General features: G+C 47.7%; 10 protein-coding genes and 1 pseudogene. 3 read left to right on the plus strand and 8 right to left on the minus strand.

Annotated features, from left to right (window positions below):
• Window positions 1-297: 297 nt before the first annotated feature.
• Together asnS and pncB are read right to left on the minus strand one after the other, a co-directional pair.
• Entirely contained in the window at window positions 298-1,698 is a 1,401-nt protein-coding gene (gene asnS / locus ACL9RG_RS05870) for an asparagine--tRNA ligase (protein WP_422791670.1), read from the minus strand.
• Between the two features lie 293 nt (window positions 1,699-1,991).
• A complete protein-coding gene (pncB, locus tag ACL9RG_RS05875; protein WP_422791671.1) occupies window positions 1,992-3,197 on the minus strand; it encodes a nicotinate phosphoribosyltransferase in 1,206 nt (401 codons plus the stop codon).
• A gap of 689 nt (window positions 3,198-3,886) precedes the next feature.
• Here pncB and pepN point away from each other — a divergent pair.
• A complete protein-coding gene (gene pepN, locus ACL9RG_RS05880) occupies window positions 3,887-6,505 on the plus strand; it encodes an aminopeptidase N (RefSeq protein WP_422791672.1) in 2,619 nt (872 codons plus the stop codon).
• A gap of 219 nt (window positions 6,506-6,724) precedes the next feature.
• Here pepN and ssuB read toward each other — a convergent pair whose 3' ends face one another.
• The 5 genes and pseudogenes from ssuB to ssuE all read right to left on the minus strand — a co-directional run bounded on the left by ssuB (window position 6,725) and on the right by ssuE (window position 11,147).
• On the minus strand, window positions 6,725-7,504 hold the full coding sequence (ssuB, locus tag ACL9RG_RS05885; protein WP_422791673.1) for an aliphatic sulfonates ABC transporter ATP-binding protein: 780 nt from the start codon (window positions 7,502-7,504) through the stop codon (window positions 6,725-6,727).
• The gene (ssuC, locus tag ACL9RG_RS05890) at window positions 7,501-8,295 is read right to left on the minus strand and encodes an aliphatic sulfonate ABC transporter permease SsuC (RefSeq protein ID WP_422791674.1); all 795 of its coding nucleotides are present in this window, start codon (window positions 8,293-8,295) and stop codon (window positions 7,501-7,503) included. The genes ssuB and ssuC overlap by 4 nt, the downstream gene beginning before the upstream one ends.
• Window positions 8,296-8,383: 88 nt before the next feature.
• A pseudogene (gene ssuD, locus ACL9RG_RS05895) lies at window positions 8,384-9,517 on the minus strand (FMNH2-dependent alkanesulfonate monooxygenase); the annotation flags it as partial.
• Between the two features lie 49 nt (window positions 9,518-9,566).
• Entirely contained in the window at window positions 9,567-10,553 is a 987-nt protein-coding gene (locus tag ACL9RG_RS05900; protein ID WP_422791675.1) for a sulfonate ABC transporter substrate-binding protein, read from the minus strand.
• Between the two features lie 24 nt (window positions 10,554-10,577).
• Complete coding sequence (gene ssuE, locus ACL9RG_RS05905) at window positions 10,578-11,147, minus strand: NADPH-dependent FMN reductase (protein WP_422791676.1); 570 nt, start codon at window positions 11,145-11,147, stop codon at window positions 10,578-10,580.
• A gap of 288 nt (window positions 11,148-11,435) precedes the next feature.
• Here ssuE and pyrD point away from each other — a divergent pair, with 288 nt between their 5' ends.
• Together pyrD and ACL9RG_RS05915 are read left to right on the plus strand one after the other, a co-directional pair.
• Window positions 11,436-12,446: a quinone-dependent dihydroorotate dehydrogenase gene (gene pyrD / locus ACL9RG_RS05910; RefSeq protein ID WP_422791677.1), complete on the plus strand. Its 1,011-nt coding sequence runs from the start codon at window positions 11,436-11,438 to the stop codon at window positions 12,444-12,446.
• A 193-nt stretch (window positions 12,447-12,639) separates the two neighbouring features.
• Window positions 12,640-13,185, plus strand: coding sequence for a cell division protein ZapC (locus tag ACL9RG_RS05915; RefSeq protein ID WP_422791678.1), 546 nt, complete (start codon window positions 12,640-12,642; stop codon window positions 13,183-13,185).
• A 58-nt stretch (window positions 13,186-13,243) separates the two neighbouring features.
• Here the strand turns inward: ACL9RG_RS05915 and lsrK are convergent, their stop codons facing one another.
• Entirely contained in the window at window positions 13,244-14,830 is a 1,587-nt protein-coding gene (gene lsrK / locus ACL9RG_RS05920; protein ID WP_422791679.1) for an autoinducer-2 kinase, read from the minus strand.
• Between the last annotated feature and the right edge of the window lie 92 nt (window positions 14,831-14,922).

Raw genomic sequence — 14,922 nt, forward strand, 5'->3', positions numbered from 1 at the left:
ATTATTACCCTCGTTAGTGTAATTCGGACACCTTTGCCACTGCCGACAATAATTCAGGGAACTATTGTTGAGAGTTTGGTGTCTCCTGTGTCTGAACGCAGTGTTCCATTGGGGTAGTTGTTTATCCATATTGAAAATGCTACAAATATCGTAAAATTGTTACAATTAGAAAAAATGTATTTCTAAATATTTCAATTACGGAACTTTGTGACCTAGATCAATCCTAAAAAAAAATGAGGCCAGCTCAGCTGACCTCATTTTTTTACGTCGCGAATTAAATTAAAATTCGTTAACTAATTAGAAAGTTGCATTACGTGGTGTTCTTGGGAAAGGGATCACGTCACGGACGTTTTGCACACCAGTTACATAGGCAACTAATCGTTCAAATCCTAAACCAAATCCTGAATGAGGGACGGTGCCATAACGACGCAAATCGCGGTACCACCAATAGTCTTCTTTATTGAGTCCCATCTCCTCAAGGCGCGCATCAAGCACCTCCAGACGTTCTTCACGCTGAGAACCACCGATGATTTCACCAATTCCTGGTGCTAAAACGTCCATCGCAGCAACGGTTTTTCCATCATCATTCATACGCATATAGAATGCTTTAATGTCTTTCGGATAGTTCTTAACTACTACCGGTGCTTTGAAGTGTTTCTCAGCCAGATAACGTTCATGTTCGGAAGACAGGTCAATGCCCCAAGAAACGTCATTTTCAAATTTCTGGCCGGAAGCAATAAGGATCTCAACAGCATCGGTATAGTCAACTTGCGCGAAATCTGATGTTACAAATCGTTGCAATCTTGAAATGGAATCTTTGTCTACTCTTTCAGCAAAGAAGGCCATGTCGTCGGCACGCTCATCGAGAACCGCTTGGAAAACATACTTCAGCATACGTTCCGCTAAAGAGGCGATGTCATTGAGGTCAGCAAAGGCGACTTCAGGCTCCACCATCCAGAACTCAGCCAAGTGGCGGCTGGTGTTAGAGTTTTCTGCACGGAAAGTTGGGCCAAAGGTGTACACTTTTGACAACGCAGAGGCGTAAGTCTCACCATTCAACTGGCCAGATACGGTCAGAAATGCTTCTTTACCGAAGAAATCTTCGCTGAAATCTACTTCGCCTTTATCGGTACGCGGCAAGTTGTGTAAATCCAACGTCGAGACGCGGAACATTTCGCCAGCACCTTCGGTATCTGAAGCCGTGATAAGCGGAGTTGATACCCAGAAATAACCGTTTTCATGATAGAAACGGTGAATTGCCTGAGACAGGGTGTTACGCACACGTGCTACCGCGCCAATCAAGTTAGTACGTGGGCGTAAGTGGGCGACTTCGCGCAGATATTCGATGCTATGGCGTTTGGCCGCCATCGGGTAAGTATCAGGATCATCAACCCAACCCACGACTTTTACCGCTGTTGCCTGCAACTCAAAACTCTGGCCTTCACCAGGCGAGGCGACAACTGTACCGGTAACTTCTAAAGAACAACCGGTCGTCAGGCGTAATACGTCGTTTTCATAATTTGGCAGAGAATTATTTACGACGGCCTGTAACGGATTAAAGCAGGAGCCGTCATAAACGGCGAGGAAGGAGATACCAGCTTTAGAATCTCTCCGGGTACGTACCCAACCGCGCACGGTGACTTCACTGTCAACCGCAGCACGGCCTTGCAGTACGTCGACTACAGGCACAACGCTCATAGATCTCTCTCTTAAATATCTGTTCATCAGATATTGATTGCAATTAGATGTCGAAAAAATGTGTACACCCTATTTAAAAGGGTTTTGCTATGTTACTTAGGCTTTTACAGGACACAAGCAGAAATCGCCTCAGGAAGTAACATTTGTCGGCCCAAAATCGATTAAAAAGAACATATGGATAGAGGATAAACAGCGACAAGTAATAAAGAAGATAAATAGAGGAAGAGAGTAGTGGGACTGGCGCTAGAGGGAAACCGACGCCGGTTGTCTTTATTATAACCGGCGTCTGGTTATCAGGAGGCTTTTTTCACCAAAGGTAAATCGAAAGCTTTGCGTAACGCTTTAACGAAGGCTTTATCCTGACAGATAGTTTTTCCTGGGCTATCAGAAAGTTTCGCTACCGGTTTACCGTTACATTGCACCAGCTTAATGACGATATTAAGCGGTTTAACCTGTGGGATATTACAGGTGAGCCTGGTGCCGATACCGAAACCTAGATTCACTCGTTCAGAGAAATGGCGATATAGCTCAAGGGCTTTATCTAAATCCAGATTATCAGAGAACACCAATGTTTTACTCAGCGGATCAATACCCAGTTTCTGATAATGCGCAATAGCTTTTTCGCCCCATTCAAACGGGTCACCTGAGTCGTGGCGCAACCCTTGATAGGCATGGGCAAAATTAGGGCCAAAATCACGTAAGAAAGCATCCATCGTGATGCAATCTGTTAGGGCAATGCCCAGTTGATCCGGGTATTCATCTAACCAGGCTCGCAATGCTGCTCGTTGGCTATTGGCTAATACTGGGCTGATTTGCTGATGCGCTTGGAACCATTCGTGAGCCTGGGTTCCAACTGGTGTTAGTTGCAGTTTATGCGCCAAATCGTAATTGCTGGTACCGACTAAGTAAGGGAATTCAGCTTTTAATGTGCTGACAATCGCTTCTTGAACTTGTGCGGAGAAGCGACGACGCGTACCGAAATCCATCAGGCGAAAACGCGAGAGGTCGACATCGGCGGCGTGAAGCTTGAACTGCGCCAGATTTTTACGCAGCTGATCAACCGCCATTTGTGGGCTGATGTCAGGGGAGCGATGGCGATGCACCACTTCACTGATCACCGCCAGTAAAGGCACCTCCCACATGATCACTTCTCGCCAAGGGCCGGAAATGCGGACATGCAGATGACCGTGACGGTTGCTTACTTCAACAGTTTCTGGATTATACCGGTAGTTTTTGAGCCATTGCAGATAGTCTTGGCTAAAGAAAGGCAAACCGGACAGGTAGCTGAATTCCTCGTCAGTCAGAGCTAAGGCACTCATCATCTCGATCTGTTGGCGGATTTCATCGACATACTCGCCAAGCAGCTCATCGCCGCGGCAACGGAATTCGGCCACGACACTGATGTTGTGGTATCGATGATAGACCGCTTGTTGCATATGCAACTTATAGGCGTCGGTATCTAACAGCGAAGTCAAAATCGGGGAAGCGTATGAAGTCATAGCGCGTTTACAGCATCCTCGTCAGAAACATTGAGTTATGGTTAACATCATGTTCTGGATAAAACGGCAAAGTTTGTGAAGTATAAACCGCATTCTCCAGCGAATGAACAGTAATCTCACCATAATTCGCGTTAAATGGTCGAGGATTAAATGTGCCTTGGCGCACATATTGACTCTTGGTAAAACGGTTAAGATTGCTCTGTTTCGCCATCATTTAATAACAAAGCGAGAGCAGATTAACTGTTTGGCTTTGACATTAATGTAATAAAATACAATGTATTATGAGACTTTACTTAGTATGAGATGCTTCATCGTTTAACAATGTTTTCTCACTGAGTTTGCTTATAGATATCGATATTTTTGTTAGGTTAAAGGGCATTTAAAAGTTAAAAAAAAGTTATTTTTAGCAGCGTAATGGCCCGTTAACACCGAGCAAAAAGGTCTAACGTTGCGCCAACATTCAGGCAACGACGCTTCAAAACTTACCCTTGATGCCCGTTATGCACAAAAGGTCGGCTAACGCTTGGGGAATCCGGTAACTTTCTGGGAATTTTTGATGCCTGTGTTAAAATTTAACAAAGCAACGCGCCTGATTTCAGGCTTTTCTTGGAAGGTTGAAGAGGGTAGTCGCCGCCATCCTGGAAGAGACGTCTTGTGCATAATCCAATGAAAAAACCAAAAGGCTTTTTATGACTCAGCTGCCGCAAGTAAAGTACCGTCACGATTATCGTGCCCCGGACTATACCATCACCGATATCAGCCTCGATTTTGAACTAGATGCAGACACTACGTTGGTCACGGCTACCAGCACAATTAAACGTTTGGCCGCAGAAAATACCGCTTTGGTGCTTGATGGTGGTAACGACATTACCTTGAAAAGCGTTAGCGTAAATGGCCAATCCTGGACCGATTATCAGCTCAACGACGGTAGCCTGGTTATCAACAATTTGCCTGATGCGTTTGAACTGACCATCGTTAATGAAATTCACCCTGCTAAAAATACCGCATTGGAAGGCCTGTATTTGTCAGGTGAAGCATTATGCACCCAGTGTGAAGCCGAAGGTTTCCGCCATATTACTTATTATCTGGATCGCCCAGATGTGCTGGCGCGTTTCTCTACTCGCATTGTGGCTGATAAAGCCCGTTATCCTTATCTGCTCTCTAACGGTAACCGTATTGAACAAGGCGAGCTCGAAGGCGGACGCCACTGGATTAAGTGGCAAGATCCATTCCCGAAACCTTGTTACTTGTTTGCACTGGTTGCCGGTGATTTCGATGTGCTGCGCGACAAATTTACTACTCGTTCTGGCCGTGATGTTGCCTTAGAACTCTTTGTTGACCGTGGTAATCTGGACCGTGCTGACTGGGCAATGGAGTCCTTGAAACAGTCGATGAAGTGGGATGAAACTCGCTTTAATCTCGAGTACGATCTGGATATCTTCATGATCGTTGCGGTTGATTTCTTTAATATGGGCGCGATGGAGAATAAAGGCCTTAACGTCTTTAACTCCAAATATGTATTAGCCAAAGCGGAAACGGCTACCGACAAAGATTACCTCGGTATTGAAGCGGTGATCGGCCACGAATATTTCCATAACTGGACGGGTAACCGCGTTACCTGCCGCGATTGGTTCCAACTGAGTTTGAAAGAAGGGCTGACTGTTTTCCGCGATCAGGAATTTAGCTCTGATTTGGGTTCGCGTTCCTATAATCGTATCGACAACGTGCGCGTAATGCGTGGTGCACAGTTCTCCGAAGATGCCAGCCCGATGGCACACCCGATTCGTCCGGATAAAGTGATCGAGATGAACAACTTCTACACGCTAACCGTGTATGAGAAGGGGTCTGAAGTTATCCGTATGCTGCACACCTTACTGGGTGAAACGCAGTTCCAGGCAGGTATCCAACTCTATTTCGAACGCCATGACGGAAGTGCCGCAACCTGCGACGATTTCGTACAAGCAATGGAAGATGCCTCTAACGTTGATTTGTCGCTGTTCCGCCGCTGGTATAGCCAGTCTGGTACACCGATTCTGACCGTGCGTGATGATTACGATGTCGAGAAGCAGCAATATACGTTGACGGTAAGCCAGAAAACTCCAGCGACGCCAGACCAACCAGAAAAACTGCCATTACATATTCCTTTGGATATTGAGCTTTATGATCCGCAAGGCAATGTGATTGCACTGAAACAAAATGGTCAAATTGTTAATAACATACTGAATGTGACGCAAGCGGAGCAGGTCTTCGTTTTCGAAGATGTGGCTTATCAACCGATCCCTTCTTTATTACGTGAGTTCTCTGCGCCAGTAAAATTAGACTACAAATACGGCGATCATCAGCTAACGTTCCTGATGAAACATGCTCGCAATGATTTCTCTCGTTGGGATGCTGCACAAAGCCTGCTGGCTATTTATATCAAGCTAAACGTTGCGCGCCACCAGCAGAAACAGCCGTTGTCTCTGCCGCTGCATGTCGCCGATGCGTTCCGCGCAGTATTACTGGATGAAACGATCGAACCCGCGCTGGCTGCACAGATCTTGACGCTGCCTTCAGAAAATGAAATCGCTGAACTGTTCGATATCATCGACCCGCAGGCGATAAGCGCAGTGCATGAAGCTATTACTCGTTGTTTGGCGAAGGAAATGGCCGACGAATTCCTGGCGGTATACAACGCTAATCGTCTGCCGGCTTATCGCGTTGAGCATGGTGATATTGGTAAGCGTTCGCTGCGTAACATCTGTTTGTCCTATTTGGCATTTGGTGATGCAGAACTTGCCGATAAGATTGTTCAGGCGCAGTTTGAGCAAGCTGATAACATGACCGATTCACTGGCGGCGATGTCTGCGGCGGTCGCAGCAGAATTGCCATGCCGTGAAGCCTTGATGGCCGCTTATGATGAGCGCTGGTATCAGGATGGGTTGGTGATGGATAAATGGTTCATCCTACAGTCCACCAGCCCGGCTGCCGATGTGGTCAAAAAAGTACGTTCATTGCTGACCCACCGCTCATTTAGCATGGGTAACCCTAACCGCGTTCGTTCCCTGGTTGGTGCATTTGCACAGGCGAACCCATCAGCATTCCACGCTGAAGACGGCAGTGGTTATCAGTTCTTGGTGGAAATGCTGACCGATTTGAACACCCGTAACCCGCAGGTTGCTGCGCGTATGATTGAGCCATTGATTCGTCTGAAACGTTATGACAAAAACCGTCAGGCGTTGATGCGCAGTGCATTGGAACAATTGAAAGCGTTGCCAAACTTGTCAGGCGATTTGTTCGAGAAGATCACCAAGGCGCTGGATGCTTAAGTAAAGTCTTTAGGAAAAGTGAAGGGCGATGGAAGCATTGCCCTGAGTTTGATGACAAAGTTGTCTGGTATACCGAGATACACGGGCTTAGTAATCCTAGGGGCGCTCCGGCGAGCAAGCTCGCTACGACCCCAACGGTTTACTTTCCCTAATAACGGACTTTGTCAGCAGTTTGAGGGCGATGGAAACATCGCCCTTTTTTATGGCAAGAAAATAAGATTAATTCAGTACAGCGCGTTGCAATGGCTCGGCCGTAGCGCTTTGTGGCGTCATGACACGCTCTAAAACTTCAGCTTCCAACTCTGCCAATTTTACCGAACCTTTGCGGCGTGGGCGCGGCAGGTCAACCAGCAGATCCATTCCTACCTGTCCGTCTTCAATTAATATAACCCGATCGGCAACGCTAACCGCTTCGCTGACATCATGGGTGACCAACAGCACGGTAAAGCCGTGTTGCTGCCATAAACGCTCGATCAGTCTTTGCATCTCAATACGGGTTAATGCATCTAACGCACCAAGAGGCTCATCGAGTAGCAGCAGACGCGGGCGGTGAATCAATGCACGGGCCAGTGCAACGCGCTGTTTTTGTCCACCGGAAAGTGCCGATGGCCACTCATTAGCGCGATCGGCTAAGCCAACTTCTTCTAACGCCGCTTGCGCAGCTTCTCGCCATTGGCCTTTCAAGCCGAGCCCAACGTTATCGATCACTTTCTTCCACGGTAATAAACGTGCGTCCTGAAACATTAATCGGGTGTCTTCACTGACCTGACTGAGGGGCGCACTGCCGCTAAGTAGTTCACCTGCGCTGCTTTTTTCTAATCCGGCAAGTAAACGTAACAGCGTACTTTTACCGCAACCGCTGCGACCGACCACCGCCACAAATTGGCCGGGAACGATGCGCAAATTGATATCATTTAACACGGTACGACCGGCGTATTTTTTACTGATATTTTCCAGCGTGACCGGCGTGCCTTGTGGAATTCGGGTTGGCGTACTCATGCGGTTTCTCCCTGTTTGGTCTGATAGGTGGGATGCCAGCGTAGCCAAATACTTTCCAGCCAGCGGGCAAACAAGTCGGCCACTTTGCCCAGAATGGCGTAGAGCACAATCGCCACTACCACCACATCTGTTTGTAGGAATTCACGGGCGTTCATTGCCAGATAACCGATGCCGGAGTTAGCCGATATTGTTTCGGCAACAATCAGCGTCAGCCACATAAAACCGAGAGCAAAACGCACGCCAACCATAATCGACGGCAGTGCTCCCGGCAAAACCACCTGAATAAACAGTGGGAATCCAGACAAACCGTAGCTGCGAGACATTTCTAACAATCCGCGATCGATATTACGAATGCCGTGATAAGTATTGAGATAGATAGGGAATAAGGTGCCTAATGCGACTAAGAAAATCTTGGCTGATTCATCAATACCAAACCACAGAATCACCAGTGGAATTAACGCCAGATGTGGAATGTTACGTAGCATTTGTAGCGAACTGTCGAGCAGACGTTCGCCCCATTTTGACAAGCCAGTAATAAAACCGAGCACTAAGCCGATGCTGCCGCCGATAGCAAACCCGGTCAGCGCCCTGAAAGTACTAATTTTCAGGTTTTGCCACAGGTCACCGCTTTTTGCTAGCGACCAAAAAGCTTCAACGACAGCGCTGGGAGCAGGCAAAATACGGTTAGAAAGCCAGCCCGCCATGACCGCCAATTGCCAACCGCCGATCAGCACCACGGGAACCACCCAGGGCGCAAGACGATGTAGAGAACGTTCGAGAGATTTATTCATAGTGAGGTGCTCAGCTTTGTGACACATTGTTTTGTAAAACATGACTTTCTAAGGTATTGCTTTGTCGCTCATGGTTTTTTGCCCCATTTTGCGGCGCAAAGTTATGAGCAACTAACTCGCCATGCGGCTTGATAGTTCGATGCGTTGACGTGTCATTATTGTTAGTAGCCAGATCCAAATGTGGGAACAGCAATTCACCAACGCGATAGGCCTCTTCCAGATGTGGATAGCCAGAGAAGATAAAGGTATCAATGCCTAAATCGGCATATTCTTGCATTCTGGCGGCAACGGTTGGGCCATCGCCAACCAGCGCGGTACCCGCACCGCCTCGAACCAGGCCAACGCCTGCCCAAAGATTTGGGGCGATTTCCAATTTATCGCGCTTGCCCCCGTGTAACGCCGCCATACGATGTTGTCCTACCGAATCTGTACGTGCAAACGCAGCCTGGGCTTTGGCAATGGTGTCATCGTCTAGATTCGCAATCAGACGTTCTGCCGCTTGCCAGGCTTCTTCATTGGTTTCACGAACAATCACGTGTAGGCGAATACCAAAACGTACTGTGCGGCCGTGCGCTGCAGCTTTTGCTCGTACCTCGGCAATTTTTTGCTTCACCTGTTCCAGCGGTTCGCCCCAAGTGAGATAAAGCTCAACTTGTTCTGCCGCTAATTCCTGTGCGGGTTCAGATGAACCGCCAAAATAGAGGGGAGGGCGCGGCGTTTGTATGGCTGGGTGCATTAATTTCGCACCTTTCACCTGCATATGTTTGCCGACATAATCTACCGTTTCTCCTTCCAGCACGCGCCGCCATATATGGGAGAACTCAGCCGCCGCTTCATAACGCTCTTCATGACTGAGGAATAATCCTTCTGCTTCAAGCTCAGCCGGATCGCCACCTGCTACCAGATTAAATAGCGCACGCCCGTTTGATAGACGATCTAAGGTAGCGGCCTGACGTGCTGCCAAGGTCGGAGAAATAATCCCCGGACGCAGCGCTACCAGGAATTTAAGCCGTTGTGTGACGGGGATAAGCGACGCAGCTACCAGCCAGGAATCCTCACATGAGCGCCCAGTCGGGATCAGTACACCACCAAACCCAAGTCTATCAACTGCTTGAGCGATTTGTTGTAGATAGCCGTGATCGACGACGCGAGCACCTTCATCGGTCCCCAAATAACGACCATCACCGTGAGTAGGTAAAAACCAAAATACATTGAGACTCATGACGTTATTCCTCGATGGCGTTATTCGCATAGCGAATAACGCCATTCAATCAGTTGGTTTGTGTTGGTGCGTGCCAGATACGATCTGAGATATCTACGCGCTTAGGCAGTAGGTGATTCTCATAGAACAGGTCGGCGGTATGCTGTTGTGCTTTTTGCGTACGCTCGTCAACGGGGCGAATTTGTAAATCGTCAGGCTGGTGATCGATATACTCCGCCACGACTTTCTCAGGGATGCCCATCGATTGGGCGAGCACGCTAATGCTGTGAGCTCTGTCGGTTTTAATCAGCGCGTTGGCTTGGCTTAATACCGCCAAAACTTGAGTAATAAATTGTGGGTGGGCTTCGGTATAAGGTTTGGGTGCCAAATAGAAGGAACCTACCTCGCTGAGCGTGGTGCCATCTTTTAACACTCTAACGCCACCTTGTAGTTGTGCTGCCGAGTAGTAAGGATCCCAAATGGTCCAGGCATCAACATCATGTTGCTGAAAAGCCGCACGGGCATCGGCTGGCGTGAGATAGACCGGTTTAATATCGCTAAATTTCAGCCCCGCTTGCTGCAAGGCACGCAGCAACAGGTTATGCGAACTAGACCCTTTTTGCAGAGCGACTTTATGGCCTTTAAGGTCAGCGACTGTTTTAATTGGGCTATCTGCATGTACCAGAATAACTTCGGCTTTTGGTTTCGGCGGTTCATCGCCGATATACAGCAAATTAGCACCTGCCGCTTGGGCAAACAGCGGGGGAGTATCACCGGTTGCACCAAGATCAATACTGCCAACATTTAGCGCTTCAAGAATTTGTGGACCAGCAGGAAATTCAACCCAACTGATTTTGGTATCTGGAAAACGTTTTTCCAGCAATTGGTTAGATTTGGCGATGACCAATCCAAGCGATCCTTTTTGATAAGCAATACGTAATTGCGCCGGATCCTTTTCTTGTGAATAGCCAATATTTGCGGTGAATAAACCACCAATTAGTGCCAGAAGCGGTAAAGATTTAGTGCCAATCTGGGTTAATGACTTCAATGAGATCATGCTGATCACTCCTGTTAATCAATCTTATACGCTGGCGGTTTGTCTCTGACGGGCTGCAATAAGCGGTTTGCGGCTTAATGCCACATAAAAGTTGTCCAAAGATTCGAGCAATCGTTCTTCTAATGTCGGTTGCAGGTTTGGCGGGAAAGTTTGGTAGTCACTAACCAAGGTGTCGTCAGCAAATACACCCTGTAAAACTTCTTGCGCTTTTAATGAGGTCAGTACTGGCTTAAGCGCATAGTCGATAGCTAGCATGTGGCCGATAGAGCCGGCGGTTGCCAGCGGCAATACGACTTTATGTTCCAGTGAACGCTCAGGCAGCAAGTCCAATAGGGTTTTTAATGCGCCAGAAAAAGAGGCTTTATAGACAGGCGTTGAAATAATCAGGCCATCTGCGCTTTCTAACTGGGCAATCAACTGTTTGAGTTGGGGGCTGGCGAAATTGGCAAAGAGTAAATCTTCAGCCGCAAAATCTTGTAGACGGTAGGAGATCACTTCAACGCCGCGTGCGGTTAACCAGCGTTCACCTACCTCTAATAGTGCAGTAGAACGGGAAGGTTGGCGTGGGCTGCCAGCCAGAGATATAACGCGCATAATCACCCCTTATTACAATTATAAAAAAAATTCATATTAGACAAGTAAGATAAAACTAACAGGCATCGCCTAAGGACGGGAAATCTCAATTGTGAATTTGAAAAGTGTAAAAACTGATAAGCAGTATTGATGCGGGATTGCTGCGAGATGCTGAGCTTTCGTAGCAGTCAGGTTAAAAGACGGTATCGATTGCGTGAAAATCTGATATTTATGGTGAATCGTTTCCAATTCACGCAAGGTTAGCCGATAATACCGCCCCGACTAACCCCGGGACCCGTAGGAGCATCCATGTTTTATCCTTTCGTTAAAAAAGCACTCTTCCAACTCGATGCCGAGCGGGCGCATGAATTAACTTTCCGCCAACTTGGCCGCATTTCTGGTACGCCTTTCGAGTTTTTAATCCGCCAGTCGTTACCGACTAAACCTGTCAGTTGTATGGGCCTGTCATTTAAGAACCCATTGGGGCTGGCCGCAGGTCTGGATAAAAATGGTGAATGTATCGATGCCTTTGGTGCGATGGGATTTGGTTTCGTTGAGGTTGGAACGGTCACGCCACGTGCTCAGGATGGCAATGACAAACCGCGACTATTCCGCGTTGTTCCTGCCGAAGGGATCATTAACCGGATGGGGTTTAATAACCACGGCGTTGATAATTTAGTCAATAATGTTAAGAAATCACATTTTGGCGGGATCCTTGGGATTAATATTGGCAAGAATAAAGACACGCCGGTTGAGAATGGAAAAGACGATTATTTAATCTGTATGGAAAAGGTTTATCCTTATGCAGGTTATATCGCGATTAATATTTCCTCACCAAATACTCCTGGACTGCGGACATTACAGTATGGTGAAGCGCTGGATGATTTGCTTTCAGCGATCAAAAGTAAGCAACTCGAATTACAACAACGTCACCATAAATATGTACCGGTAGCGGTAAAGATCGCGCCGGATCTTTCTCGCGAAGAATTGATCCAAATAGCGGACAGTTTAGTTCGCCATAATATGGATGGCGTTATTGCCACTAATACCACCTTGGATCGCAGTTTAATTCAAGGACTGGACTATTGTGAGCAAGCGGGCGGGTTAAGCGGCCGTCCAGTACAGATGAAGAGTACTGAAATTATTCGTATGCTGTCAGAAGAGCTTAAAGGCCAATTGCCTATTATTGGCGTAGGCGGGATTGATTCTTTGACTGCCGCCCGTGAAAAGATGGCAGCAGGTGCGACATTAATTCAAATTTATTCCGGCTTTATCTATCAGGGGCCACGTTTGATTAAAGATATTGTTACTCATATCTAATATTTTTAGCCTAAAGACTTGCCAGGGGTTTATTTATACTTCTGGCTCGTCTATATTTCATCCACTGAGCAAAGTTTCAACATTATTTTCGTACATAGAGTTGTCTGATTTAACTCGGTGGTAAATAGTCTTAGTATTTTTCGAAAGGGTGCATTCATTAAAAATCGTTTTAGTGGCAAATAGGAAAGCATTAATGAAAATCAAACCAGATGATAATTGGCGTTGGTATTTTGATACTGAACACGACCGGCTCATGTTGGATTTGGCCAATGGTATGATTTTTCGTTCTCGCTTTGCCGCAAAAATGCTGACGCCAGACGCATTTTCTGAATGTTGTTTCTGTGTTGATGATGCAGCCCTTTACTTTGATTTTGAAGAGAAATGCAAAAAAATAAAACTCTCAGGTGAGCAACGTGCTGAGTTAGTACTCAATGCTTTGGTAGCCTTCCGCTTCTTAAAACCTCTGATGCCAAAAAGCTGGCACTTTATGCAGCAGCCAAACCCTTTTCAGCCAGATAATGGTGAAGTCGCGCTGGTTAATCTGATGGAAAACGGGCAACCCGCGTTAGTGCTGGTGGTTGAATCAGGCGATCATGCCAGCTTGTGTCTGCTAGCACAGGAACGTTTAACGCTAGCAGGGAGAGCGATGGTGTTAGGTGATGCCATCAAGATTATGCATGACCGATTAATGCCTGCACCAGCTATAGCTGAAAATGATTTCTATGATCGAGCGGTGTAATTTACCTGGCTGATTAGCCGGAACCACGGCCTTAGAGCAATATGTTCAAGTAATACGTCTAGAGACCCGGCGCTTTCCACATTGATGTTGTTAGTTGTTTATCTACCAGGCCTAATTGGTCAGCGTAAATGGCCTGCCATTTGCTTTTCTGCTGCAAATAGAGAAGGTGATTGGTTTCGTCAGGCTGATATTCTCTCTCCCAGCGTACCAGCGCTTCCCCTGTTTCAGCCAGAGTCGGGTAGATGCCAGCAGCTACGCCTGCAGCGATAGCACACCCAAGCGCAGTGGCTTCCTTAACAACAGGAACTTTTACCGGAACGCCTGTCACATCGCTGAGTATCTGACACCATAACTTACCTTTTGAGCCGCCACCGGCGAATACCAGTGATTGTGCGCGAACGCCAGAGAAGGCTGCGATCAAGTCCAGATTGCAGGCTGAAACAATGGCTGCATTTTCTTCCAACGCCCGGAACAGGGTTTGTTTATTGCAGCGTTCAGGGTCGATAGACAAATTGATGAATGACGGTGCCGCGTGATACCAGGTTTTAAAATGCATTGCGTCGGAGAATATTGGTATCACGCCCCATGAGCCGACAGGAACACGAGCAGCCATATCTTCAAGCAGCGAATAAGTATCGACTCCCAGACGCTGTGATAGCAGCTTCTCTTCGCTACAAAATGCGTCACGGAACCAGCGCATGGTCAGGCCAGTAAAAAAACTGATCGATTCTGCTTGAGCCATCCCAGGGATCACATGCGGATTAATGCGTATATTCATTTCCGGGTCAGTCACAGGCCGTGGCAGGTTGACGACTTGTTGCCAGAAAGTACCACCGAGCACCGCCGTTTGTCCTGTGCGTACCACACCGAGGCCGAGCGTACCAAGTTGAACATCGCCCCCGCCCATGCCTACCGGCGTGCCCGCCTGTAAACCGCAGGCCTGTGCTGCGGCTGTGCAGACATAACCGAGCCGGGTGCCGGTTTCTGCTACCGGAGAGAGAATATCAGCCCGTAGGCCGGCCATATCGAGAAGTTCCGGTCGCCAGCCGCGAGTGGAGAGGCTGAGCATGCCCGTGGTACCGGCATTAGAAGGGTCTACTGCTAATTCACCGCTTAACATATAGCCAAGCCAGTCGCTGATCATGGTGACGGTTGCCGCTTGCCGATAGATTTCTGGTCGGTGATGTGCCAACCATAACAAGCGGGGCATTGCGCTCAGAGCGAGCGTTTGGCCGGAACACTCATACACTTCACGTTCGAATCGTTCATTGTGGATTTCTTTGAGTTCTGCGACTTCTCGACTGGCACGAGCATCAACATTGGCGCAGGCCCAGATAGGCTTACCCGCTTTGTTATATAGCACGATGCCTTCACGCATTGAACTGGCCGCAACAGCACGAATTGCGGATGCTGGGAGTCGTGCATTTTGCAGCGCCTGGCGGATACATTGACAGGCCAGTTGCCAATTCGTAGCCAGATCAAATTCCATTGAGCCGGGTACATCGGGTACGGCCAAATGCAACCATTCACTCTGGCCGACAGCGACTTGCTCGCCTTCCAAATTGAAGATAACGGCGCGAATACTTCCAGTACCCGCATCGAGTGCCATCAGATAAGAGCCATGGCGTGTGTGTTGTTCGCTCATAAATTGTCGCTCTCTCTGATTTGTGAACAATGGTCAATCCATGATGAAAATGTAGAACAATTTGTTGTTAACAACAGGTTGTGGACTGTGAT

Source organism: Rouxiella sp. Mn2063, from assembly GCF_049319665.1.
Lineage (GTDB): Bacteria > Pseudomonadota > Gammaproteobacteria > Enterobacterales > Enterobacteriaceae > JBMOUD01.